This is a genomic window from Argonema galeatum A003/A1, assembly GCF_023333595.1.
GTDB classification, from domain to species: domain Bacteria; phylum Cyanobacteriota; class Cyanobacteriia; order Cyanobacteriales; family Aerosakkonemataceae; genus Argonema; species Argonema galeatum.
In genome coordinates this window covers 114,640-138,480 of the sequence record NZ_JAIQZM010000003.1, presented here as the reverse complement: position 1 = coordinate 138,480, position 23,841 = coordinate 114,640, and the positions used below count along the sequence as shown (strand labels likewise).

The 23,841-nt window shown below is 45.4% G+C and carries 23 protein-coding genes; 17 read left to right on the top strand and 6 right to left on the bottom strand.

From position 1 onward, the window contains the following. Positions 1-223 precede the first annotated feature (223 nt). A complete protein-coding gene (locus tag LAY41_RS05415) occupies positions 224-1,909 on the top strand; it encodes an adenylate/guanylate cyclase domain-containing protein (RefSeq protein ID WP_338022936.1) in 1,686 nt (561 codons plus the stop codon). Positions 1,910-2,024: 115 nt separating this feature from the next. On the opposite strand, the gene LAY41_RS05410 is transcribed toward LAY41_RS05415, so the two are convergent. Further along, a complete protein-coding gene (locus LAY41_RS05410) occupies positions 2,025-2,834 on the bottom strand; it encodes an MOSC domain-containing protein (protein WP_249094972.1) in 810 nt (269 codons plus the stop codon). 320 nt (positions 2,835-3,154) lie between these two features. Between LAY41_RS05410 and LAY41_RS05405 the strand changes: the two genes are divergently transcribed. Further along, the gene (locus LAY41_RS05405; protein ID WP_249094970.1) at positions 3,155-4,132 is read left to right on the top strand and encodes a sodium-dependent bicarbonate transport family permease; all 978 of its coding nucleotides are present in this window, start codon (positions 3,155-3,157) and stop codon (positions 4,130-4,132) included. A 4-nt stretch (positions 4,133-4,136) separates the two neighbouring features. After that, entirely contained in the window at positions 4,137-4,430 is a 294-nt protein-coding gene (locus tag LAY41_RS05400; protein ID WP_249094968.1) for a P-II family nitrogen regulator, read from the top strand. A gap of 103 nt (positions 4,431-4,533) precedes the next feature. Here LAY41_RS05400 and LAY41_RS05395 read toward each other — a convergent pair whose 3' ends face one another. The 3 genes from LAY41_RS05395 to LAY41_RS05385 are packed head-to-tail and all read right to left on the bottom strand — an operon-like array spanning position 4,534 to position 6,567. Beyond that, complete coding sequence (locus LAY41_RS05395) at positions 4,534-5,724, bottom strand: glycosyltransferase (protein ID WP_249094966.1); 1,191 nt, start codon at positions 5,722-5,724, stop codon at positions 4,534-4,536. A 58-nt stretch (positions 5,725-5,782) separates the two neighbouring features. After that, positions 5,783-6,175 carry a hypothetical protein gene (locus LAY41_RS05390; protein ID WP_249094963.1) on the bottom strand — a complete coding sequence of 131 codons (393 nt, stop codon included), beginning with the start codon at positions 6,173-6,175 and terminating at the stop codon, positions 5,783-5,785. After that, positions 6,154-6,567, bottom strand: coding sequence for a HEPN domain-containing protein (locus LAY41_RS05385; RefSeq protein ID WP_249094961.1), 414 nt, complete (start codon positions 6,565-6,567; stop codon positions 6,154-6,156). The genes LAY41_RS05390 and LAY41_RS05385 overlap by 22 nt, the downstream gene beginning before the upstream one ends. Positions 6,568-6,730: 163 nt before the next feature. Between LAY41_RS05385 and LAY41_RS05380 the strand changes: the two genes are divergently transcribed. The 7 genes from LAY41_RS05380 to LAY41_RS05350 all read left to right on the top strand — a co-directional run bounded on the left by LAY41_RS05380 (position 6,731) and on the right by LAY41_RS05350 (position 14,719). After that, positions 6,731-7,294, top strand: coding sequence for a GNAT family N-acetyltransferase (locus tag LAY41_RS05380; protein ID WP_249094959.1), 564 nt, complete (start codon positions 6,731-6,733; stop codon positions 7,292-7,294). 755 nt (positions 7,295-8,049) lie between these two features. Beyond that, entirely contained in the window at positions 8,050-8,319 is a 270-nt protein-coding gene (locus LAY41_RS05375) for a GlsB/YeaQ/YmgE family stress response membrane protein (protein ID WP_249065435.1), read from the top strand. Between the two features lie 327 nt (positions 8,320-8,646). Next, positions 8,647-9,441, top strand: coding sequence for a glutathione S-transferase family protein (locus tag LAY41_RS05370; protein WP_249094955.1), 795 nt, complete (start codon positions 8,647-8,649; stop codon positions 9,439-9,441). Between the two features lie 389 nt (positions 9,442-9,830). Then, complete coding sequence (locus tag LAY41_RS05365) at positions 9,831-11,564, top strand: helicase HerA domain-containing protein (RefSeq protein ID WP_249094953.1); 1,734 nt, start codon at positions 9,831-9,833, stop codon at positions 11,562-11,564. Between the two features lie 956 nt (positions 11,565-12,520). After that, entirely contained in the window at positions 12,521-13,504 is a 984-nt protein-coding gene (locus LAY41_RS05360; RefSeq protein ID WP_249094951.1) for an RNA polymerase sigma factor, RpoD/SigA family, read from the top strand. 339 nt (positions 13,505-13,843) lie between these two features. Then, positions 13,844-14,071 (top strand): hypothetical protein, encoded by a 228-nt coding sequence (locus tag LAY41_RS05355; protein ID WP_249094949.1) that lies wholly within the window; start codon positions 13,844-13,846, stop codon positions 14,069-14,071. Between the two features lie 21 nt (positions 14,072-14,092). Further along, complete coding sequence (locus LAY41_RS05350; protein ID WP_249094947.1) at positions 14,093-14,719, top strand: hypothetical protein; 627 nt, start codon at positions 14,093-14,095, stop codon at positions 14,717-14,719. 69 nt (positions 14,720-14,788) lie between these two features. Here LAY41_RS05350 and cobO read toward each other — a convergent pair whose 3' ends face one another. Further along, a complete protein-coding gene (gene cobO, locus LAY41_RS05345) occupies positions 14,789-15,463 on the bottom strand; it encodes a cob(I)yrinic acid a,c-diamide adenosyltransferase (protein ID WP_249094944.1) in 675 nt (224 codons plus the stop codon). Between the two features lie 28 nt (positions 15,464-15,491). Next, positions 15,492-15,791 carry a hypothetical protein gene (locus tag LAY41_RS05340; RefSeq protein WP_249094942.1) on the bottom strand — a complete coding sequence of 100 codons (300 nt, stop codon included), beginning with the start codon at positions 15,789-15,791 and terminating at the stop codon, positions 15,492-15,494. A 263-nt stretch (positions 15,792-16,054) separates the two neighbouring features. Between LAY41_RS05340 and LAY41_RS05335 the strand changes: the two genes are divergently transcribed. The 7 genes from LAY41_RS05335 (at position 16,055) to LAY41_RS05305 (ending at position 23,737) form a co-directional block, all read left to right on the top strand. Then, the gene (locus LAY41_RS05335) at positions 16,055-16,864 is read left to right on the top strand and encodes a ferritin-like domain-containing protein (RefSeq protein ID WP_249094940.1); all 810 of its coding nucleotides are present in this window, start codon (positions 16,055-16,057) and stop codon (positions 16,862-16,864) included. Positions 16,865-16,957: 93 nt separating this feature from the next. Beyond that, positions 16,958-17,476, top strand: coding sequence for an O-acetyl-ADP-ribose deacetylase (locus tag LAY41_RS05330; RefSeq protein WP_249094937.1), 519 nt, complete (start codon positions 16,958-16,960; stop codon positions 17,474-17,476). A 237-nt stretch (positions 17,477-17,713) separates the two neighbouring features. Further along, on the top strand, positions 17,714-18,907 hold the full coding sequence (locus LAY41_RS05325; RefSeq protein ID WP_249094935.1) for a homospermidine biosynthesis protein: 1,194 nt from the start codon (positions 17,714-17,716) through the stop codon (positions 18,905-18,907). A 95-nt stretch (positions 18,908-19,002) separates the two neighbouring features. After that, entirely contained in the window at positions 19,003-19,800 is a 798-nt protein-coding gene (locus tag LAY41_RS05320) for a Uma2 family endonuclease (RefSeq protein ID WP_420840300.1), read from the top strand. Positions 19,801-19,957: 157 nt separating this feature from the next. After that, positions 19,958-20,146, top strand: coding sequence for a hypothetical protein (locus tag LAY41_RS05315; protein WP_249094933.1), 189 nt, complete (start codon positions 19,958-19,960; stop codon positions 20,144-20,146). A 25-nt stretch (positions 20,147-20,171) separates the two neighbouring features. Continuing rightward, complete coding sequence (locus LAY41_RS05310; protein WP_249095279.1) at positions 20,172-21,479, top strand: inorganic phosphate transporter; 1,308 nt, start codon at positions 20,172-20,174, stop codon at positions 21,477-21,479. 557 nt (positions 21,480-22,036) lie between these two features. After that, a complete protein-coding gene (locus tag LAY41_RS05305) occupies positions 22,037-23,737 on the top strand; it encodes an EamA family transporter (RefSeq protein ID WP_249094931.1) in 1,701 nt (566 codons plus the stop codon). Positions 23,738-23,841: the final 104 nt, after the last annotated feature.

The window sequence follows — 23,841 nt, the reverse complement described above, 5'->3', positions numbered from 1 at the left end:
CCCCCACTCTCCCACTCCCCCACTCTCCCACTCCCCCACTCCCCCTGAATTACGATGAAAGGAGGTTTTGGCCTGTTTCTTCTTTGGAACCATGTTTTGGCTACCAATTTTACGCTCGCTGTGGTTATGGTGGTACTAAGTAGACGCTCAAGCCACTAAAACGCGCGATCGCCTACCACGGGCCAATTGATTAAATATCGTCAGGGCTTCTATTCAAAATATTTTGACCATCAAGACAGTTAAGGTGGAATTAATGGTTGAGCTTAAACTGCACCTATACATTGAACAACATATAGAAAAAACAGTCACAGTTAATAGGGATACCTTTACTCTAGGTCGTTCCCTAGACTGCGATTGGCACTTGCCTTACTTTGGTATTTCTCGATACCACGCCCGCCTTTTTAAATCATCTGACGGAGTGTGGTTCGTTGAAGATATGGGTAGCAAAAACGGTACGGTAGTGAATGGAAAATTTGCTACATCTCCTCAAATATTGAATCACGGCGACGTAATTCAACTAGGGAGTATTTATCTGAGCGCACTCTTTGGAGACGACTCCCTTCAAACAAACAATAACACGGATATGGAAACCCAGGTTGTAGGAATGACCATTTTTCGTAATGTTCAAGACTTACAACAACACTGGATACAAGCTGATGATGAAGATGACGAATTTAGCCGCCCAGTCATAGCCATTTCTCGTCTCAAAGACCTCTTAGATATAGCCAAAGGTCTTAATTCGGCTGAATCTATAGAGGCTATTTTCCAAGCTGCACAGACAGTCGTTTTTCGTTACCTTAAAGGTATTGAGCGTTTAGCTTTGTTAATAGATATTAATGGTTGTGGGAAGCTTGAATTGCTCAATGGTGCCGCCAGAGACATTTACGAACATCAAAATTTGATGGCTGATGTAAATTGGATTAGCCGCAGTGTTTGTCAAAAAGTATTTGCCGAGAAGGTGGCGATTCAAACGGCTGATGCCCAGCAAGACGAACGATTTGATAGCGAACAGAGTATTATAGACAAAGGCATTCATAGCATCATGGCCGTTCCTCTCTGGGATGAAAATCAGGTTGTGGGCGTTCTTTATGCCGATGGTCACATTTCTTTTGGCAATTCTTTTAAAGATTCGATTCAAGAAAGTGAAGAAGATATCAGCTTTTTTTCGACGTTAGCAAACCTACTGGCTTCCAGCGTGCAACGTTGGCTCCTCACACGCAAACTCAGAAACGAAGAAACAATTCGGCACAGACTAGAGCGCTATCACTCTCCTGCTGTAGTGCAACAGATGATGATGGGAGGAACTTTGGCAGATGGTCGTCTATCTCCTAAAGAAAGTGAAATCAGTATTCTATTTGCTGATATTGTTGGCTTCACCGCTCTTTCAGAACGTTTAACTCCCGGCCAAATTGCGGAATTACTTAATAGTTTTTTCGAGGAGATGTTGCAGGAAATTTTTGCCGCAGGTGGAACGCTCGATAAGTTTATTGGGGATTGTATTATGGCTTTTTTTGGGGCACCCGAACCTCAGCCAGATCATGCGGAGCGAGCTTTTGTTGCTGCCAAAGGAATGCTCGATCGCCTAGATAATCTCAATGCCAATAAACTATTGAGCGAACCGCTGCAATTGCGGATTGCTATCAACAGCGGTAAAGCTGTGGTTGGAGATGTAGGCAGTTCTCAAAGGGTTGATTATACGGTATTAGGCCCGACTATTAATTTGGCATCCCGCATGGAAGCAATTTGTCCAGTCGGTAAATGTGTGGTGAGCGAAACAACTTATAATTTGCTGCGACCGTCCCAACGCATAGGTTTAGATGATATGGGAGAATACCGTTTTAAAGGTATTGAGCGACCCATCCGAGTTTACTACACCCATAGAACCAGCATTTTCAACATTCACGAGTAATATCTTTATAAGAATTTTAGATTTGAGAATTTAGATTTCAAATTTGTTTTACAGCCCTTGTCAGGTGAGTGAGGTACACAGAAACCCGGTTTCTCGAAGAAACCGGGTTTCTGGGCTACAGTTCATCAATTTTAAATCTAAAATCTGAAATTTCCCCCACTTCATCTTGGATATGTAAAACTTTTCCCGCTGAAGATGCAGACACTTTCGTATTAACGCTCAGGCGATAAAAATGATTGAAGCGCGATAAATTTACCCAAGATGGCAAAGTTTCTTGCCGCTTAGAGGAAAAGACTTTTTGGAAGTTGGGATAAGTTTCTCCACTGAGGGGGTTCCTTGTCGGCACAATGCAGCGTTGGCAAGGATTAATCCCCTCCAGCATTACTTCTCCGACTTGAAACCGAACCACCTCTTCGGCATTGGCAAATAGTTGGTCTTCCCAAAATGGTGGGACGCCACCAATCTCGATGTTAGCTCGTAGACGTAGCCGCATCTCATCGACGCTGATTCCGGGAAACCAGGATGCGACTGTTTCCAGGGTGGCGGTGCTGATGACGGTTGGCCCCGACGCAATGGGATCGTCTGGAAAACCCAAAAGCGAGTTCCTAGCCAGTTGGACGGTAAAGCCGAAATAGTCGCTTAACCAAGCTTCTAGTTCGGTAAGTTCTGTTTCTAAATGAAATGTTTGTTTTTCTTCTGTTCCTTGGATTTGCAGGGAGATGGCTTTCGCTGTGGCATCCCATGTCGATCGCAATAAATGAACTTTGGCGTTGCGCTTGCCATTCACAAATCGACCTTGTGCGTCAAATATAGCAAATTCGCGATCGCCCTCTAGAGCGCCACTAGCTAGAACGGTTGCCTGAGTCACTGCGACTGCATCCAGCGACTTAAAGGGGTAAATGAAAATGCCTGCAATATATGGCATCTGGATAATTCCGATTAGAGATAGGGATTGGGCTATGCGATCGCTTCAAATATCTTAATATATCCTATTTTGGTTATCTTATCCTACAAGAGCGCGATCGCACAGTTCGTAGTCAGGAATGAAGTCCTCTGGAGCAAGTTTTATACCGATCGAAAAAACTTTAACCTGTGATTGATGACACACTAACTTCATATTATTGACAGACTATTGACATCCAATCCTTATATATACTTATAATGCTTTATCTTGAATTGTAGAAGTGCAGTACAGATGAAAATTTCTTGACTTTTTTATTTCCCCAAATTTCTGGAGGTGTCTATATGGATATAAGTTTGCTCTTGTCCAACATCCTGAATCCGCCAGTCCTTTTTTTCTTTCTGGGGATGATGGCAGTTTTTTTAAAGTCGGATCTAGAAATTCCGCAACCATTGCCAAAACTATTCTCTCTTTATCTTCTACTTGCTATAGGTTTCAAGGGAGGATACGAAATTGAAGAGAGTGGAATTAATCCAGAAATTATTCTGACTTTATTGGCAGCTATCTTCATGGCTTCTGCCATACCCATCTACACTTTCTTCATTCTCAAACAAAAACTAGACTCTTTCAATGCGGCAGCTATTGCAGCAACCTATGGGTCTATAAGCGCCGTCACCTTTATCACCGCTAGTTCTTTTTTGGAACACCAACCCACACCAATTCCCTTCGGCGGATATATGGTAGCAGCTTTGGCACTGATGGAATCTCCGGCAATCATTATTGGGATTATTCTAGTGAGGATCTTCGCCAAAGATCCGAAAAATGGTGACTTTTCTTGGTCTGAAGTTCTGAAAGAAGCTTTTCTGAATGGTTCGGTATTTCTCTTAGTTGGCAGCCTATTGATAGGTATTCTAACGGGTGAGAGAGGGTGGAAGATGTTGGAACCATTTACCCAAGGAATATTTTACGGATTCCTCACCTTCTTTTTACTAGACATGGGACTGGTTGCTGCTAAAAGAATCAAAGATCTGAAAAAAACAGGTTCTTTTCTAATAGGGTTTGCTATATTGATTCCCGTTTTGAACGCGGTGATCGGGATACTGATAGCGAAACTAATAGGTATTTCGCAGGGAAATGCACTTTTGTTTGCTGTATTGTGTGCCAGTGCTTCTTACATTGCGGTGCCAGCCGCTATGCGGATGACAGTTCCGCAAGCAAATCCAAGTTTGTACGTTTCTATGGCTTTAGCAATTACCTTCCCATTTAATATAATAGTGGGGATTCCTTTGTATTTGCAAATAATCAAATTGTTGGGAGTTTGAAATTGTGGAAAAAATAAAAAAAATAGAAATCATCACAACTTCATTAGAACTGGGAAAAGTTCTAGAAATTTTGGATAAGCTTGGCGTTTCTGGCTATAGCGTGATCCGGAATGTGATCGGCAAAGGTGGCAGAGGAATGGCAGACGATGATATCGAGATGTCCGTACTCAGCAATGTTTATGTGATGACTACCTGTGCGGAAAAAGAAGTTCATCAATTGGTGGAAGCCATAAGACCCATCCTCAAAAGGTTTGGGGGTATATGTTTGGTTTCTGATGCAGAGTGGATAATACATTAAGCGATTGTTTTTTGAAGAAAAACTCGATTTGTATTCTCAACTTATTGGTAATGGTCGCCAGAATGAGATAAAAACTTGCTCTGGTGATACCACCAAGTATAAGTCAAACATTAAAGCCCATTTCCCGCAAACCTTGGCGGAGTCTTTGTGCTTCTGATGGATTCTGCTGTTCGTGAAGTGCGATCGCTCTTTTAAACGCTGACAAACTTTCCGGTACATAGCCTACTTTCAGCAGCGCAACCCCCAAGTTTTGGTAAGCGTCGGCATAATCGGGATTCAAGTCAATTGCTTTTTGGTAAGATGCGATCGCATCCTCCAAACGCCCCAACACCTTCAACGTCATCCCCAAATTGTAGTAACCCACGGCAAAACTTGGCTCAATCTGCAAGGCAGTTTCATATACCGTTTTCGCCGCCTGAAGCTTAGAATTATCCTTCAGCACATTACCCAAATTATTGTAAGCAGCTAACTTTAGCTTAGGTAAAATAGGCAACTGGGTAGCAGCTTGATAATGGTATTTAGCCAAGGTTAGCTGTTGCAAACGATCGTAAGCAATCCCCAAGTGGTAGTGAAGTTCGTACAGCACCAAATCATCCACCAATCCTGAGTCTAAACCGCGTTTCAGGAGTTGCACACCGCGTGCAATGTCACCCGATTGGACGTATAATGCTCCCAGCTTACTGCATACATATACGTCATTTGGGTGGTTTGCCAGATAACCTTCCATTGCAGCCTGTGCTTTTTGGAATTTGTGTTTGGATGCGATCGCTTCTGGTTGATAACCGTAGTGTAAAATCGCCACATCCGACAAATAACCCACCTGCCACTGAGATTCGCGCTGCAAAAGTTCCACAACGCTATCATCCACCATCTCATGATAAGGGCGAGAAAAGCGAACTGCCGGGTGATTGCGAAACAACCGCGAAACCAGAGAATACGGCGATCCTGTCGCGCCTACCTCTTCCCGTACTAAGTTTACAACAAGATTGTCTGCCTGGAGAATAGCTTGTTTCAGCTGCGGCACAATTTCCGGCGTCAGCACCTCATCCGCATCCAAAACCAGCACCCACTCCCCCTGCACGTATTTTAGCGACTCATTTCTGGCAGCTGCGAAATCATTACACCATTCAAAATGATAAACCCCCGCGCCAAACTCCCTGGCAATTTCAGGCGTCCTGTCAGTCGAGCCGGTATCCACCACTACTATCTCATCTACGACACCCTTGACGCTGCTGAGGCAGCTAGATAGGGATTTTTCCTCATTTTTAACGATCGCACACAGCGTCAGCAACATCTCGCACCGGGTGGGTTATGCAACTGGTGCAATTATAGAGGCGCGATCGCACCATTACCTATGGCGTAGCATAGTAGATATAAATATCATCCACGTATCTCTTATTGATCGAGCTTCTCCTCATTCTCATATTCGGTAATATGCCAGGAGTTTGTTTGTCCATACGCCGCAATCCTTCCACCAATTCATCCTTATCGCTGAGGACTGTAGTTTCCGCGACAGCTATTCCCAATGGAGGTGAAAACTTTGACAATACTTTTTGAACAAAGCTGTAAGCTTTAAATGGCCCTTGTTCGTCAATCAGAGGTGATGCGAATGTCAGCCGCCATTCATCTGGTTCAGATTTGTAAAGCCAGAAGGCCGAATTTACTGGGAAGCCATTTTCTTTGAGAGCCTCTATCACTTTTCGTCCTTCTTCTATATCTTTTTCTACCAAAATTGCTTTATCCATTGCCAAACTCCATGTTTTTTATTACTAGCTGCATTGTAAATATCACGAGCATACGCCTCAGTCCATCTTTGGTAACGACTTTCTTCTGACCATTGTACAACAATTGCCCAATTAGCCGCAAAAAGTGGATCGCTGTTACTTTCCTGTGCTATAAATGAGGAAATTTCAGCCACTTGAGCAAGCTTCTTAAAATCGTGGGTATAGCTGTCCAGAACAGTCTTCTTGTCTGGGAAGTCATACTTATTCGTTTTTTTAGCAATGCAAGCTTTTAAGGCGCATTCTATTGCATACCCGCAAAGATAGTACGCTCCGTCGTAATGTCCGTTATCCAGCAGCACTTTTGCTTCTTTCAGTCTAAGGCGAGCTATGTCTTGGAGATGCTTTCTATTCACAAAATTAGCTGGGTTTGGATAATTTTTACGTGAAGCTGTATATTTTTACATTACCTCATTTTTTGCTGTAGCACAAGTGGAAGCGTATGTTTTCTGCAAAGTGCGATCGCAAGCACAGCACACTGGTAAAATTTAAACACAGCCTTAACAAAGGAAAATAACCGTGGAAATCGAAGACATATTTAGCGATATACCAATTTTAGAAACTGACAGACTTCTATTGCGAAAACTCCATTTATATGATAAAAAAGATATTTTTGAGTACGCCTCCGATCCATTGGTTTGCAAGTACACCACCTGGTCAGTGCATGAATCAATGGAAGAGAGCAAACACTTCCTTATTTCCGTTATCAAAGACTACAACAACCATCAGATTGCACCGTGGGGAATCGTAGATAAAGAAGATAATAAGCTAATTGGAACTTGCGGATTCGTTAATTGGATTGTTGACGACGATCGCGCTGAGATTGGCTATGCTCTGTCTAGGAAATATTGGGGAAAGGGATATATGACTGAAGCGGTTCGCACAGTCATTGCCTTTGGATTTCGTACTATGGATCTAAATCGCATTGAAGCCAGATGCAAAATTGAAAATATTCCTTCCGCCAAAGTAATGGAAAAAGTTGGTATGAAATTTGAAGGCATCCTGCGCGAACACCTATTTGTCAAAGGCATCTATCACGACCTCAAAATGTACTCAATTTTAAGGATAGAATGGGTTGAATGACTAATTAAAAATTAAAAACTCCGTCCAAATTTAACTTGAACGGTAGCTCTTGACTTATGGCTAATTTATTAAGGATTGTAAAGATATATTTCATCTGTCGATGGGGTGATGTCAAAGGCTTGACTTACAGCCCTTTTTAGATAAGTGAGGTAAAAAGAAACCCGGTTTCTTGAACAATACCTTCGCCATTTTTTAGTAGGTTGGGTTTCGTGAAGCGAAACCCAACGTATTTGTTGGGTTTCGTGAAGCGAAACCCAACCTACGAATCAAGGCATTTTTCGATTTGGCGAAGGTATTGTTGAAGAAACCGGGTTTCTGGGGTGTACTTCGTGCAATTGAAAACTGAAAAGGCGATCGTGGAAAAGCCCCTAGAAATGGTTGCCTAAGTTTTTCTACTTAATCAAATACAGGACTTACGCTTTAACCAAGGTTTTGCCCCCCTAGCCCCCCAAATCTGGGGGGAGAAGAGTCCGGTTCCCCCCAGATTTGGGGGGCTGGGGGGGCGAAAAGCGTAAGTCATAAAATAGATGACTCTGTAGAAACCGACCCGACTTGAAGCACTAAGTATTTCAGCAATCTAAATATATTCTGAAACTATAAAAAGATAGAGATGCTATTCTCCTAAAAAAAGGCAAGCGATCGCCTTAAAAGCTATGCCCTATGGATATTCCCTCTGATAGAGGTTGCCGTTTGAGTTAGCTTGATAAGGTATAGATAACAAAGCAAAAATAGCCAATAACAAAGGAGAAAATGAAATGGGAATTTTAGCTTGGGTTATTTTAGGTCTGATTGCTGGAGCAATTGCTAAAGCCATATATCCAGGTAACCAAGGTGGCGGTATCTTTGCCACAATGGGTTTGGGAATCTTGGGCGCGATGGTTGGTGGCTGGTTGGGCAATTTGTTTTTGGGGACGAGTGGCGGAGCCGCCTACGGAGCGCTGTCAATTCCGAGTATTGCTTTCGCTGTCATCGGCGCTATGGTTCTAATTTTCCTGTGGGGTTTATTAACTCGTCAAAGTGCATAATCCTCAAATATCTGTTGCCTTCAACATGGCGTCAAAAACCCCCCACACAAAGTAGGGGGCTTTTTATGTAATTTAGTTATTAACTCAAGTTGCTATTTACATTCAGTAGGTGCGTCAGAGCGATAAAATAAGCGATCATCTGGCAAGATTTGGGGGCCTGAAGCACCCTGCAACCCGAAAAATACCTCAAAATTAATAACTAGTAACTTGCGTTATTAGTTTTTCTTCGTCATTTCTTGGTTTGCTAATGACAAATCACTAAAGTATGACTAAACTCTTTAACAATGAGCCAGATAACGTTATCCAAACAAGCAGCAAGGAGAAAAAATGCTGGAGTTATACCAGTTTGAAATGTCCCACTACGCTGAGAAAGTGCGGCTGATATTGGATTATAAAGGGTTGGCGTACCGTAAAATAGAGGTGACGCCAGGAATTGGACAATTAGAACTTTACAGAATGTCGGGTCAGCGACAGGTGCCGGTGCTGAAAGACGGTCAGGAGATTGTGGCAGATTCGACGGCGATCGCAAAATACCTCGATCGCAAATACCCAGAACAGCCCATTATTCCCGTAAATCCCGAACAGCGAGGACTGTGCTTATTAATAGAAGAGTGGGCCGATGAGTCGATCGGGCTTAAAGCTCGTAAAGCGTTGTTTGCAGGTCTTAGCCAAAGTCAGACCTTCCGCACTTCCGTTTTGCCCTCGACAACGCCCGATTTTGTCAAACTCCTGGTGGGCGCAGTGCCAGGTGATTTTCTCAATCTACTGGGTTCGGGCATAGGCTTCGGCCCGGATGTTGTAAAATCAGCCCAAGAAGACCTCAAACAAGACCTGGAAGCTCTCAGTCTGCTACTACTCGATCGGCCCTATTTGGTGGCAGACTACCCTACTTTGGCAGATTTTGCCGTCGCAGGTTTGAGTATGTACATCAAATTCCCCGATGGCCCCTATCTGGAAATTCCAGAAAACCTAAAAGGTAAAGGAGTTCCAGGATTGTCTGATAGTGCAGCATACGAGACGTTTTTTAACTGGCGCGATCGTCTCTACGCCCAATATCGCAAACAACCCACACCAACCACAACCACCAATCCCAAAGCTCCCACCTCGATCGAAATAGATTAGTCTTGCTAATAACGCAAGTTGCGTAGCAGCTTAGGTACGTAGTTGCGCTTTAGCGCTAAAGCGCAACTACGTACCCATTACCCATTCCAAACAAGAGCGAATTCAAATAATATCATGTCCGGTAGCATTGTTAGTGTAAGAGTGATATCGTCAAATTGTTTGTTGTCATCGGTGGTTCAATTTTTACCACAGATGAAGACAGATGAACACAGATGAACACAGATAAGAGGGGATTTTTTTAGGCAACCGATGCCACTGGACATGATATAATTAGGAACTTGCGTTAATATCTAAGAGCTAATTGCTAATATTTTTATCATCAGGTATGTACTTAAAATCAGATTTTTCGGATAGGCTTTTAAGCATTAGCAATCAACTATGAACGCCACATGGATTTAAGTAAACCATTAGGTTCAGTAATTGAAGGTTCCCTCAGCGAAGGGTTGCAAGTACGACTGCACCCGGATATTTCGGTGGAAGATATGCGGGTGGGCAAGTTTTTGGTGGTGCAGGGCGTGCGATCGCGCTTTTTCTGTCTGTTGACCGATGTAGAACTGGGAACCTCCAGCCCTCGGATTATCGCCAATCCACCAGCAGCTGAGGACGATTTCCTGCGCGAAGTCCTGGCGGGAAGCGGTACTTACGGGACGATCGAACTCGCCCCGATGTTGATGTTTACCCCAACACCGGAACCACCAGGCTTATATCTTGCCAACGGCAAAACCCCCAAGCTACCATCGGAGGGTCAGGCAGTACTGGCATCATTTCAGGCCCAAAGCAGCGAAGAATTAGAATTGCGGCCTGTCAAAACTATTCCCAGCCACTTCAGCCAAGTATACGACGCCACAGAACGGGATTTTCGCACCGTCTTTGGTTGGGAAGATGACCCCCATCGACGCAATTTTGCGATCGGTCAACCCTTGGATATGGACGTTCCCGTCTGTATCGATTTAGACAGATTTGTGGAACGCAGCAACGGCGTATTTGGCAAATCTGGAACTGGTAAATCTTTTCTCACCAGAGTACTGTTATCTGGTATCATCCGCAGGCAAGCAGCAGTTAACCTAATTTTTGATATGCACTCGGAATATGGCTGGGAAGCTGTTTCCGAAGGCAAAAACTACAACACTGTCAAAGGTTTGCGCCAGCTGTTTCCAGGACAAGTGCAAATGTACACCCTCGACCCCCAATCCACCACGCGGCGGGGTGTGCGCGACGCCCAAGAACTTTACCTGGCTTACGACCAAATTGAAGTAGAAGATATTAAGTTGGTAGGACAAGAATTAGGTCTTTCCGAAGCCAGCCTAGACAACGCTAACATCCTTCGGGGCGAGTTTGGCAACGCTTGGATTCTTCAGTTGCTCAATATGAATAACGAAGATATCAAGATGTTTTGCGAGGAGAAGAAAGGTCACATGGGTTCGATTATGGCTTTGCAGCGCAAACTCCTGCGTCTGGAAAACCTTAAATATATGCGATCGACCTGTCCCCGCAATTACGTCAGTCAAATTTTGCAATCCCTGGAAGCAGGTAAGCACGTCGTGGTGGAATTTGGTTCCCAATCTGATATGCTTTCCTATATGCTGGTAACCAACGTCATTACCAGGCGCATCCACAAAGAGTACGTCCGCAAGGCAGAGTTGTTCTTGCAAACCAAAAATCCGATCGATCGCCCCCAGCCGCTGGTAATCACGATCGAAGAAGCTCATAGATTTCTCGATCCGAGCATTGTGCAAAGTACAATTTTTGGTATAATAGCTCGTGAAATGCGGAAGTACTTCGTTACGCTTTTGATCGTGGATCAGCGTCCCTCTGGAATCGATAACGAAGTTATGTCCCAAATCGGCACGCGCATCACCGCCTTACTCAACGACGAAAAGGACATCGATGCCATTTTTACTGGCGTCTCCGGTGGTGGTAGCCTCCGATCCGTTCTGGCTAAGCTCGATTCTAAGCAACAAGCTTTGATTTTGGGCCACGCCGTCCCCATGCCGGTAGTCATACGTACCCGTCCCTACGACGAAACCTTCTACCGAGAAATTGGCGATACCTGCTGGGAAGAAAGGTCTGATGGAGAAGTTTTCGCAGCTGCTGAAGCCGCTAAAGCCGATCTAGGCTTTTAGTGCTGCTTTTGTCACTTACTCTAAGTACCTGTGTGGAAAACTACGCCCAAAAAGTTCGGTAATTTCATACGCTTGGGGCTTTTCAGTCAGGGGATGATTAGCCCATACTTATAAATAGGACTAGATATCATCCCTTGTGCCATCAAAAACAAAAGATTTCTAATTACAGCGCAATTTTTGAGCAAATCTGGGGAATATTAAATATAGCGGTGAACCTTTGACCCTCGATCCCCGTCTAAACGTTTATCATTGCCAATGCTAAACCAGATCGGATTTTTGGTTTAAGTAGTCCACTTCTTTGAGGTTGCCCAGCTATGCCAGCGAATAAAAGTTTCATCCTCTGCCATTATCCCTCTTAAGGGGGAAGACTAAATGCGATCGTCTTTCCAAGCCTTAGTTTCCTTGTTAGGCAAGGTACTCATGCACAGGCTGGCAGTTCGCACTCGCTTACACTTACTAATGCGGACGTGAATGGCAGCGCTAACATTGTGAGAAAAGCATTTCCCAACGCAAAAGCTTGAGGGAATACAGGGCGTAGTGGTACGTCCAGTAAGGGTAACGCCTTACAAAACGGTTAGAAGGGGCAAGTCTCATATTTGCCTATAAAACTTTTAACTATCTTTCGGCTACGGTATCTTTGATAGCTTTTTTTGCTTGCATCCAGAGCAATTATAGCTAATTAAAATGCCACTCACCAAAGCGTCCCTCTCATCCCCATCAACCCATAAGAAATCGGTTTTTTCATACCGTTTCTGTACTACAATGAAGATAAATAAACTCATACCGACTTCAAGTTGTTAAGATTGGCGATCGAAAAGCAGGCTATACACCTATGGCAAGAGGATTTCTTCCAGATGGTTCAGCTAAGCTTTTGTTAGAATTGAAAGTTTCCTGGTTCCGCTGACCTTTCGCTCCAGTCACCAGTTCGTTGTTTGTCTACATAGTTACCACGCGCCATGCCGACTGTTACTACCCAAACCAATAATACCAATGCTAAATTCACAGCGGATATGGTTCGTACCTATCTGCGTGAGATTGGACGAGTGCCCCTGCTCACCCGCGAGCAAGAAATCGTTTTTGGGAAGCAGGTGCAGCAAATGATGACCCTGCTGGAAGCGAAGGATGCCTTAGCAGCCAGTCTGAACCGCGAACCGACTCAAACAGAGTGGGCAGATCGCGTCAGCATGAGCGAAGAAGCTCTGAACGAAGCGCTGCGGCGGGGACAGCGAGCTAAGCAGAAGATGATCGAGGCGAACCTGCGCCTAGTGGTGGCGATCGCTAAGAAGTACCAGAAGCGCAATCTGGAATTCTTAGACTTGATCCAAGAAGGCACCCTGGGTTTAGAACGCGGTGTGGAGAAATTTGACCCGATGCGGGGTTACAAGTTTTCCACCTACGCCTACTGGTGGATTCGCCAAGCGATCACCCGTGCGATCGCTCAGCAAGGTCGTGCGATTCGGTTACCCATCCACATCACCGAAAAGCTCAACAAAATTAAGAAAGTGCAACGGGAACTCGCCCAGCAACTCGGTCGCAGCGCTACCCCAGCTGAAATTGCCAAGTCCCTGGAACTAGAACCAGCCCAGATCCGCGAGTACCTGACGATCGCTCGCCAGCCAGTTTCTCTGGATGTACGAGTCGGGGATAATCAAGACACAGAACTCTCAGATCTCCTGGAAGATGATGGCCCATCTCCAGAGCATTACATCACCCAGGAGTCGCTGCGTCAAGACCTCGATGACCTCTTGGAGCAACTTACACCTCAGCAGCGCCAAGTTCTCACCCTCCGTTTCGGTCTACAGGATGGTAACGCACTTTCCCTAGCCAAAGTGGGCGAACAGCTCAATCTCAGCCGTGAGCGCGTGCGCCAATTAGAACGTCAAGCTCTGGATCAACTGCGCCGTCACCGAGCCAATGTCCGGGAATACCTGGCTAGTTGAGCCTCAGTTAAATAATACCTCGCGGGACGGGCGGCAATTCCTTGCTACCCGTCCCGAATTTTTTCTTTGCAATCAGAATTCAGATCCCCCTAAATCCCCCTTAAAAAGGGGGACTTTGAGCCCCATTCTCCCCCCTTTTTAAGGGGTTTGGGGGGATCTCCGGGGAAAGAAAACACGCCCTAGTCCTGTTCCCCCCAGATTTGGAGGGGAGGGGGCAAGGGGCAAAGGGGGGGCGATTGCGTAAGTCCTAAAGTCAAAATAAATTTGTAAAGATTTGTAAGTTAATTGGAAATCTTTACTTTCGTAAGTGAATCCACTTAAAAGTAAAGAGGTGAGAGTGTGACTGTGAGAAGTGTTAAGAGTTTGCGTATAAAAACTAAACCTGTAAAGGTGGATCGGGCGAAATATGGGGGTCAATTGTCAACCCTCACTAAGCCAGAAAAAATCTTTGTAGCCCAAATCCACAAAGCCATCTCTGGGAATAGAGAAAATCTGCCAGTTGAGGGAACTCAAAGCGCCAGAGTTTGGGCTAAGTTGGAACTAAATAATATTTCAGTTTCAATTTAAATACATCAGGGGAAATCAGCAATGTTAAACACTATAGTTCATTCCTTTTTTCAGTGCGGTAAACGGCCTAATTATTTGCAAATCCCGCTGGCTGGGTTGATGCTGATGGTGGGTGTCTCCAGTGGTAACGCTAACGCAATACAGACCAGCGTTTCGGGAGATGCAGCTACATCCCATCAAAATCAAGTGATTGAGGCTAAGTCAGCATCTCTATCTGAGGTAGCCAGTTCCAACAGCAGAACAACCGGATCGGTCAAACAGATCTCTGATGGTATTTACCTCTACGGTCAGTCCGCGCAGCCAGAACAGATCGGTCAAGAATATATTGTGTTTGAGGTACGAGGCGATCGCACGATCGGTGCCTTATATATGCCTCAATCAGAGTTCAGTTGCTTTCAAGGCACCCTCCAGGCGCGGCAGCTGAACGTCACTTTAGCCAACTCTGACAGCGAAATAGCACAATCTAGCCCCGATCCAAGGCAAGAGTTTCAACCAGTAGCCGTAGGTAATACTTCCCCTGCTAGCGGCAATAGATTCGATGCGATTACCTTTCCCTTATCCGTAAAACTGCAAAACTATCACCAAATTTCCAGGGTTAGCGACAACGACCAACGCATTTTGAGTATGTGTAAGGCTAACTATCGTTAAATTGCAGATTTTAGATTTTAGATTTGAGATTGAATTGAAAATTTGAAATCTAAAATCTAAAATCTAAAATTAATACTCGATTCCCGCTTGAGCCTTAATGCCTTGTTCGCGAAATGGATGCTTGATGAGTGTCATTTCAGTTACCAAGTCCGCTTTTTCGATTAGACCTGCTGGTGCGCCTCTGCCGGTAAGGATAACATGAGTCTGGGCGGGCTTTTGCTCCAGTCCAGCGACAACTTCCTCGACACTCAAATATCCCAACTTCAAGGCGACATTAATTTCATCAAGAAGCACCAGTTTATACTCAGGGTTGCGGATAAAGGTTAACGCCTTATCCCAAGCGAGCTGCGCTTTCTGTATATCTCGCTCTTTGTCTTGAGTTTCCCAGGTGAAGCCTTCTCCCATAGCATGAAATTCTAGCAGGTCGTCCCAGCGACCGAAGGCAGCTTTTTCGGCAGGTTCCCAGGCTCCTTTGATAAATTGTACGATCGCCACCCGATAGCCGTGACCTAGCGATCGCAACACCATCCCCAAAGCAGCAGTAGTTTTTCCCTTGCCGTTGCCAGTATGAACAATTATTAAGCCTTTTTCTTTTGTTCGTTCCGCTAGACGTTCTGACTGCACTTCCTTGCGCCGCTGCATCTTCCGCTTGTACTGTTCGGATGTCAGCGACGATGACGCCTCCTCAGTTAGGTTGCTGGCGTTTGCGGTTTCGTCTGCATTTAGATTGCTAGTATTTTTCATCAATTTTGGCTAAATAAAATAAATTATCTCACCACAACTCGCTAAAATCCCAAGACTGCTCATCCTCCTGTTCACCCACAAGAGCCATATCACCTTGGTAATTTTTATTCACAATAGTAGCTTTTTCCTTTAAACGAGCTGGCACATAGTCCAAGTCTACAGGTAGTCCATGCGCTAGTAAAAATTCTGCTAATTGCTCATAATGAATGTAAATACCTTCAGCGTGCAGCCGCCCCAAAATTGCCCGAAAACTGTGGGATTTTTCTTCGGGCTGTCGCTGAAACGATCGATCGTTACCTATATTGCACAAGTGAGGTTTCTTGGGCATAACTGAAAATTGCTTGCGTCGAGAGGTAATCATTTTTAAGATGCCATCAATTTATAGTCTATCCGAAAAGTAGATTAAACTCATATCTTGCACTAGGGTCACAAACTGGGTTTCTGGCAACAGCCCTTGATTTTTCGTTTATAAACCCGGTTTCTTCAGCCAAGATTGAGAATGGTGCATGATGTGAGTTAAAGAGGATCTGGAAAGCCTGATTTGCAGCACGTAGTAATACACAACTGCCAAAACAGGAGATGATAAACCCAATGGTGACCCCTACGACATTTGGGCAGAAAGGACAGAACTCTCTTAGCGATAAATTGCTTGACAGCACGAAACGCGGAGATATCCCAGTAACACGCAGGCGCGAGGACAGCAAAACCTCGGTAGAATGGTTAGAACACTTTCGTTTCAACCGGGAAAACCTCCTACCCATTCCGTGGGAATCTTCCTACCCCCTCAGCGATGCAGAAAAAGCAACTATCTCCCATTCTATCAGCAGCTTTCAATTGGGGGAAAGCTCGGAAGGTACAAATTTATTGAAGGCGGCTCGTGTTTATGCTGCTGTGTCTGGAGATACAGTTTATGTGGAAGCTTTAAAGCTTTTTATTGCTGAGGAGCAACGACACGCCGCAGATTTGGGTCGGTTTATGAAACAGCAGGAAATTCCTTTAGCACGGCGTCATTGGACAGATACAATATTCCGCAAGCTGCGAAAATTGGCCAACCTGGAATTAGCGATTGTAGTCCTGTTAACAGCGGAATTGATGGCTTTAGTTTATTATAAGGCACTGGGAGATGCAACGCGATCGCCTATATTAAATCACCTTTGCCAGCAAATTTTGTACGATGAAACTCAGCACGTTTGTTTTCAATCTGAACAGTTGATGAAAATGCGTCAGCAGCGATCGAACTGGCAATTAGCTTGCCTAGAGTTACTGCATCGCCTGTTTTTCAGTGCTACTCTATTATTGGTTTGGTTTGACCACGGCAAAGTTTTTCGCGCTGGCGGTTATACCTTCAGCAGTTTTTCTCAGTCTGTTTGGCTTGAGTTTAATAATGCGATAAGTCATTAGTCATCGGTCATTGGGTTTTAACAAAGCACCAATAAAAAATAACTTTTGACTAATGACCAATGGCAATTACAATCCAGAAGGGGAAAATCTCAAATGATACTTAACAGAGTTGGGGTGATCGAAGGAGATATTACCAAACAACAAGTGGATGCGATCGTCAACGCTGCAAATAATTCCTTACTCGGTGGCGGCGGCGTTGATGGCGCGATTCACCGTGCAGCCGGATCGGAATTGTATCAAGAATGTAAAAAACTGAATGGTTGCGAGACAGGCGATGCTAAAATTACTAAGGGCTACAAACTCCCAGCTAAATGGGTAATCCATACGGTTGGCCCAGTCTGGGAGGGTGGCAGTTATGGCGAAGATGAGTTGTTAGCTGGTTGTTATCGTCGATGTCTGGAGCTAGCAGAGCAACACAACATTCGCGCGATCGCTTTTCCAGCTATCAGCACAGGCGTGTATGCGTTTCCCCTAGAACGAGCCGCCAAAATCGCTGTTACCGAAATCGGTAGTTTCCTGGAAAAAAACACTTCTGTTGAACAGGTAATCTTGGTTTGTTTTAGCAAAAGCGCATACGATTGTTACCTGCGAGTCATCAAAGAAATTAGTTAAAGGTAACGCTTAGTTGTTAGTTTATTTCCCATCCCTTCGCGAAACTTGTGCCGAAAAACAAATGACTACTTTGCCAAACATAGGTAGCATTAGATCCGGTGTATTAAGTAGGTGGTCATAATTAAACGTAAAACTGCCAGGCCCTTAGAAACCCGGTTTCTTGGAGAAACCGGGTTTCTGGGAGTTCAGTTTATTTACGCCCACCTACTTAGCCATACATTTTTTAGGAGTGCAAAAATGTCAAAAAAGTCCGGTCGTAAAATCGCACCTGCCCCAATGCCGAAGGAAATTGGCGTGGTAGATTTGGTCGATAATTATTTTACCGCATACAACTCTGCTCGGCTGCGGGAAATCTGCCACCTACTGAGTTGCGAGGTATTCCAGGAAGGCGTGACGGTGGGAGTCAGCCTATCCGGTGCGATGACACCTGCTGGGATGGGGGTAGCTGCTTTCGCGCCCTTAATTCGCAACGGCTTTATTGACTGGATGATCAGTACGGGTGCAAATCTTTACCACGATATGCACTTCGGGTTGGGTTTCGATCTTTATTCCAGCAGTCCGTTTGTTGATGATGTACAACTGCGGGAAGAAGGTACTATTCGCATCTACGATATTACCTTTGGCTATGATGTGTTGCTGGAAACCGATGCGTTTATTCGCAAGATTCTGCAAGCACAAGAGTTCCAGAAGCGGATGGGAACGGCAGAGTTTCACTATCTGCTGGGTAAGTATGTCTGGGAAGTGGAAAAGCAATTGGGTATTAAACATTCTTCTCTGCTAGCGACAGCTTATGAATGCGGTGTTCCCATCTATACCTCTTCGCCTGGGGATAGTTCGATCGGGATGAACGTAGCGGCGATCGCATTGGAAGGTTCCCAGTTAGTATTAGATCCAGCGTTGGATGTTAACGAGACAGCTGCGATCGCATACTGTGCCCGCGAATCTGGTATATCTGGTGCAGAAGGCAAAAGTGCAGCAGTAATTATTGGCGGCGGTAGTCCGAAAAACTTCCTCTTGCAGACACAACCACAACTGCACGAAGTATTGGGATTAGAAGAACGGGGACACGATTATTTTGTGCAAGTTACCGATGCACGTCCCGATACGGGTGGTTTATCTGGTGCAACGCCTAGCGAAGCGGTAAGTTGGGGCAAAATAGATCCAGAAGAGTTACCCAGCACGATCGTTTGTTACACAGATAGTACGATCGCTGTACCCATCATAACTGCATACGCGATGAACCAGTGCGAACCTCGGCAACTGAAACGATTGTACGATCGGCGCGGAGAAATGATGGAAAAACTCATCACCGATTTCCATAAAGCTAAAACTAAGTCACTCGAAGAAATTCCTGCTGCGGTGGCAGAAATTGCTGCTGAAGAACCTGTAGCAACTTCTCCCACTGGTAGGTTGATTCCGAAAAATTCCTAGCTGACGGACGACTAAAGTCGCGGCTATACAAACAAAGCCCGCCTACGCGGGCTCGATCGGTTATCCTAATAATTAATACGTCTCGGAGATTGACCGTGACTAGCTTTCATCGCCAAATTCCCCAATCAGATCCCCCACTTTCCCCTCGACAAACCTTGCCAACAATGTACGATCTTCCCAGTGAAGATCCAGAGGAACCCGGTTTGCCCGATCTATTTCATTTGCTGCAACCCCGTCTTTTAGATGGTACATTTCGCCCACCAAACTATCCACCGGAGCAAATCTTGGTGGCTAGCGATCTGAATCTGTACTACGATTTGCGGCATACTAACTGGTATAAGCGTCCTGATTGGTACGCAGTGGTAGGTATTTCCAGACTTTACGAAGGGCATGATTTGCGATCGAGCTATGTCATCTGGCAAGAGGAAGTTAGCCCATTTGTAGTAGTTGAATTATTGTCACCTGGTACGGAAGATGAAGATTTAGGTAGAACAGTTCGGCAAAGAGGAAATCCACCCACAAAGTGGCAAGTTTACGAGCGAATTCTGCGCGTTCATTATTATATTATTTTTAGTCGCTATACCAATGAACTCCAGACATTTCGCCTAGTGGGTAGCCAATACGAACCTGTATCCTTAACTGATGGACGTTTGCTGATTCCCGAACTGGGATTAAGTTTAGGTTTGTGGCAAGGTGAATATGAAGGAATCAATCGTTTGTGGTTGCGGTGGCTGACTCTAGAAGGAGAGTTAATTCCAATTCCCCGCGAGGAAACTTTAATTGCTCAGCAACAAGCTAACGCTGCTATTGCTAGAGCTATGGAAGCCGAAGAACGCGCTGAAAGATTAGCAGCAAAATTGCGCGAGTTGAATATCAATCCAGATGAGGTTTGAGGCAGTGCGACTTGCTGTTGAAAAATTTGGGATTTACGGTAATTCTTTCCAGTAAGTTTTGTTCATCCATGTAATAGTTTGATGTTTGGGATGATTTCCAAGTAAACTACAGCCAAAAGATGAAAGTTAAGAAAAAATGGCGATCGCACCCTTGTAGATGGGAGAACGATCGCACTCCCTCCCCTCTCCTCCTCTCTTCCTTCGCGTCCTAAAACGCGATCGCGTCTATGCGCTCTCGTCGCAGGCTATGCCTACGGCACGCACTCGCGAACGCCAACGTCGTTCGATTTTCCTCCTCCTCCCCCCTCAGCTAGAACACCCCCACATCCCCAACCAGATAAACTAACCATGTGTCCAACCATACTGACGACATGATAGTTTTAGTCGCCCTTCTCGCCTTCTACCTTGCCTGGAACTTGGGAGCAAACGACGTTGCCAACTCAATGGGAACGTCGGTAGGCTCCAAGGCTGTCACCCTGCGGCAAGCACTGATAATTGCTGGTATCTTAGAATTCACGGGTGCTGTACTATTTGGCGGTGAGGTATCCGAAACTCTAGCAACGGAAATTGTCAACCCAGCTATATTCGCTTCAACGCCGCAGACTTTACTAATCGGTATGATATCAGTACTGATATCCTGCGGTTTGTGGCTGCAAATTGCTACCAGTTTGGGGTTGCCAGTTTCCTCCACTCATGCTGTAGTAGGTGCGATCGCAGGCTTCAGTTGGGTTGCTGCTGGTATCAATTCTGTAGACTGGTCATCAATTGGCACAATTACGATCGCTTGGGTATTAACCCCCGTCGTCAGCGGTATCGTAGCATCATCTTTTTACACAATTGTCAAGCGTTTCATTCTCGATCGACCCAATCCCCTACAACAACTGCGAGAATGGATACCCTGGTTAAGTGCAGCATTGTTGAGCGTGTTTGGCGTCATTGTCCTACCGAGCCTAACTCAACCATTGCAGGTGTTTCTCACAAACCGCTGGGGACTGACTCTCCCAGCCCATGATATCCCCCTGGTAATTGGTGCTCTAGCTGCCGTTAGCCTCTCCTTTGTTAGTTGGCGACAGTTAGAGAGCGGGGGAGCGGGGGAGCAGAGGAGCAGAGGGGCAGAGGGGCAGAGGGGCATTTCTACTCCCCAATCACCGAGCGCCAATCCAATTGAGCGACAATTGGGAAGATTTCAAGTTCTCAGCGCCTGCTTTGTCGCCTTTGCTCACGGTTCCAACGATGTCGGAAATGCGATCGCTCCTCTAGCTGCGATCGCGTACATCCGCCGCACAGGTTCCGTTCCCTTAGCAGACTTCAGCGTACCCCTCTGGATTCTAGTAGTTGGTGGTTTGGGAATTGTCGCCGGATTAGCCGTTTTGGGCAAAAACGTTATCGCCACAGTGGGAGAAAATATCATTCCCCTCCAACCCAGCGGCGGTTTTTGCGCCGAACTGGCAACCGCCACCACCGTCTTAGTCGCTTCCCGACTCGGTTTGCCCGTCTCCACCTCTCACGCCCTCGTCGGCGGCATCATTGGCATCGGTTTAGTGCAAAGTTGGCGGTCTATACGTTTTAGCACATTGCAAAGCATTGCCGGGGCATGGGTCATCACCATTCCCATTACCGCCACCCTGGGCGCTATCATCTTTGTTATTGCTCGTTTGCTTCTCCTTCAGTTATATTGACGACTAGGGGCAAATCCACCTTGCAATTGCCGCCATTGGGATGTACTCTACCTCTAAAGCGGCAGCGTATCGCTGGAAAATCGCTTCTAATTAAAGTTTCCTTGAGGTGAAAGCAATCCCGATCGACCTCGAAACCCAAACAACTTAATCAGAAAATTCTCAATCTATAACTAACGCAAGTTTCTAGTTATAAAGCTGGCGATTGAGATCCCCCCAACCCCCCTTGCAAAAGGGGGGCTTTGACCAGATTCCCCCCCTTGCAAAAGGGGGGGTTAGGGTGGATCGAAGGGGCTGATATCTAACTAGCAACTTGAGTTAACTATCAGAAAATCTAGCTTGCAGTTTTGCCTGTAAGCCGGAACAGAGCAGCTTACAAAACCATTATTCAGAAAACTTAACCTTAAGTTCGTAAAAATTCATAATATTTTAAAATACAATTTTTGAGGCTATTTGATTACAATTTGCGGCTGCATTTGACAAAATACTTAGGAATACCAATAACAAAGCAACTAGCGATCCACGTTTTTTATAGCCAACTGACTAGAGGTTAGACGCTAATGGTAATGGGGCAACCGGACAACGACATGGAAACTCAGGGTGGAAATAATCCACAAACAGCACAGGATGCGCTGAACGACTTGACCGAGCAACTGCAAAGTCTACAGCAAAATCTGATCGCGCAGTTGAATCAGGAGGTCACACAGCTACAATCCCAGAAATCCAGCCTATCTGGCGAGATCGAAGAGCTGCGATCGCAATATCGCCAGGTACAATCTCAAGAACAGATAGAGCAACAGCAACAATGGGCTCAGCAACTCGCCCAAGTACTCGCCACCCACCTCCAAGAGCAATTGCGGCAGCAGTTCGACCCGTCAGGTACTGGCGCTGACCAGCCTCCTAGCTACGATAACGCCAACCGCTTACTCTTATCCCTCGATGCCACACTCAGTACAACCTTAAAAACCCTCCAACAGGATATCAGCAGCTATCAAAGCGCCCTTTCCCAGCAGCTGGGCCGGATGCAAACTCTGGAACAGCAAGGAGAAGCGATTTTAGAGGCATTAGTCAGTCGCATCAAGGTTCAACTGCAACAAAATATTCAGCCTTCCACACCCACTTCGCCGCCAAGGAGTCCGGGACACCGTTCTTTACCACAGTCGAATGACCAGCAAGGTTCTCAACAAATTCCGCCTGTAGTCCCCAGCGTCCAACCATCGCCAGAGCCACCAGCGACTTCTGTTCCAACGCTACCGATCGGGCCAAATAACTTTAAAACCGGGTTGTTGCTGATTTTGCTTTCTTCTCTCACCCTCTCGTTCCAAAACGTGGTTACCAGGGTGATTTTGAAGGAGCAGTTAATTTTTGGAGGGATCAAACTGGGAGGATTTATTACTCCCAGTCCCGGAAACTCCCTGTTGATTTTGGCGATGCGGATGATAATTGTGGCACCGCTGATGGCTTTTATCATAGCGCCGTGGCGTTATCCAAATACATACCGCGATATCAGGCAACTTGGCAATCCGGATCAGCGCGGTCGGCTTTTCAGTGTAGTTGGAAGTGGCTTTTTTCTGTTCCTATCTCAATTTTTCATTTACATTGCACTGGGAAACATTCCTACAGGTGTTGCCACGACGATTTTCTTTATTTATCCCACGGTTACTATTCTGTTAGCTTGGGCAATTTTTCGGGATAAACCCACTTTTCTGCTCATCTTGGCAACGATCTCGATCTATATAGGCGGCTTTTTGACCATACCGAGCTTGACTACTGGTGCTAAAGGCAATTATACGCTCGGAGCAATAACAGCAGTAACATCAGGAATAGCTTTTGCAGTCTATGTAATTCTGATCAAAGTTAGTAAGCTTCATCCCATTCCTTTTAGTGTGGTGAACTTCACCACAATCTTGTTCTTTTCCAGCTTAGTTCTTCTGGTAGGATCGGCTGTACCGGGGCTCGCATTTACAGTTAAGCCGACGATGTGGCCGGAACTCTGGGTGGGAGCGTTAATTTTGACTGTAACTACCCTATTCGGCTATCTACTCAATAACTTTGGCGTGCCTATGATCGGCCCTGCCCTTGCCTCGGTTGTAGGAGCGAGTGGTCCTGCTCTAACAGTAATCATGGCTTTCTTTATCATCAATGAAAAGTTGAATCATCTTCAGGTACTTGGCGTTGTGTTAGTAACTGTGTGGGTACTTGGTATTAGTATGGAGAATACAAAGCCAAAAGCGCCACCCGCTCAACCTGCTAGGAAATAGCTGTTAGCCGAAGTTATGATTGACGTATGATTGCTGAGGACTGAGTTTTAATTAACTCAGTCCTCAGTCTTATAGCAAAGTGCTTCGGCTTTAGTGTAAACACA

Coding starts and splice junctions, on each gene's coding strand:
- LAY41_RS05410 (WP_249094972.1), bottom strand. CDS start 2,834: ATGCCATATATTGCAGGCATTTTCATTTACCCCTTTAAGTCGCTGGAT.
- LAY41_RS05405 (WP_249094970.1), top strand. CDS start 3,155: ATGGATATAAGTTTGCTCTTGTCCAACATCCTGAATCCGCCAGTCCTT.
- LAY41_RS05395 (WP_249094966.1), bottom strand. CDS start 5,724: ATGTTGCTGACGCTGTGTGCGATCGTTAAAAATGAGGAAAAATCCCTA.
- LAY41_RS05390 (WP_249094963.1), bottom strand. CDS start 6,175: ATGGATAAAGCAATTTTGGTAGAAAAAGATATAGAAGAAGGACGAAAA.
- LAY41_RS05375 (WP_249065435.1), top strand. CDS start 8,050: ATGGGAATTTTAGCTTGGGTTATTTTAGGTCTGATTGCTGGAGCAATT.
- LAY41_RS05370 (WP_249094955.1), top strand. CDS start 8,647: ATGCTGGAGTTATACCAGTTTGAAATGTCCCACTACGCTGAGAAAGTG.
- LAY41_RS05365 (WP_249094953.1), top strand. CDS start 9,831: ATGGATTTAAGTAAACCATTAGGTTCAGTAATTGAAGGTTCCCTCAGC.
- LAY41_RS05360 (WP_249094951.1), top strand. CDS start 12,521: ATGCCGACTGTTACTACCCAAACCAATAATACCAATGCTAAATTCACA.
- LAY41_RS05350 (WP_249094947.1), top strand. CDS start 14,093: ATGTTAAACACTATAGTTCATTCCTTTTTTCAGTGCGGTAAACGGCCT.
- cobO (WP_249094944.1), bottom strand. CDS start 15,463: ATGAAAAATACTAGCAATCTAAATGCAGACGAAACCGCAAACGCCAGC.
- LAY41_RS05340 (WP_249094942.1), bottom strand. CDS start 15,791: ATGCCCAAGAAACCTCACTTGTGCAATATAGGTAACGATCGATCGTTT.
- LAY41_RS05335 (WP_249094940.1), top strand. CDS start 16,055: ATGGTGACCCCTACGACATTTGGGCAGAAAGGACAGAACTCTCTTAGC.
- LAY41_RS05330 (WP_249094937.1), top strand. CDS start 16,958: ATGATACTTAACAGAGTTGGGGTGATCGAAGGAGATATTACCAAACAA.
- LAY41_RS05325 (WP_249094935.1), top strand. CDS start 17,714: ATGTCAAAAAAGTCCGGTCGTAAAATCGCACCTGCCCCAATGCCGAAG.
- LAY41_RS05315 (WP_249094933.1), top strand. CDS start 19,958: ATGGGAGAACGATCGCACTCCCTCCCCTCTCCTCCTCTCTTCCTTCGC.
- LAY41_RS05310 (WP_249095279.1), top strand. CDS start 20,172: ATGATAGTTTTAGTCGCCCTTCTCGCCTTCTACCTTGCCTGGAACTTG.
- LAY41_RS05305 (WP_249094931.1), top strand. CDS start 22,037: ATGGTAATGGGGCAACCGGACAACGACATGGAAACTCAGGGTGGAAAT.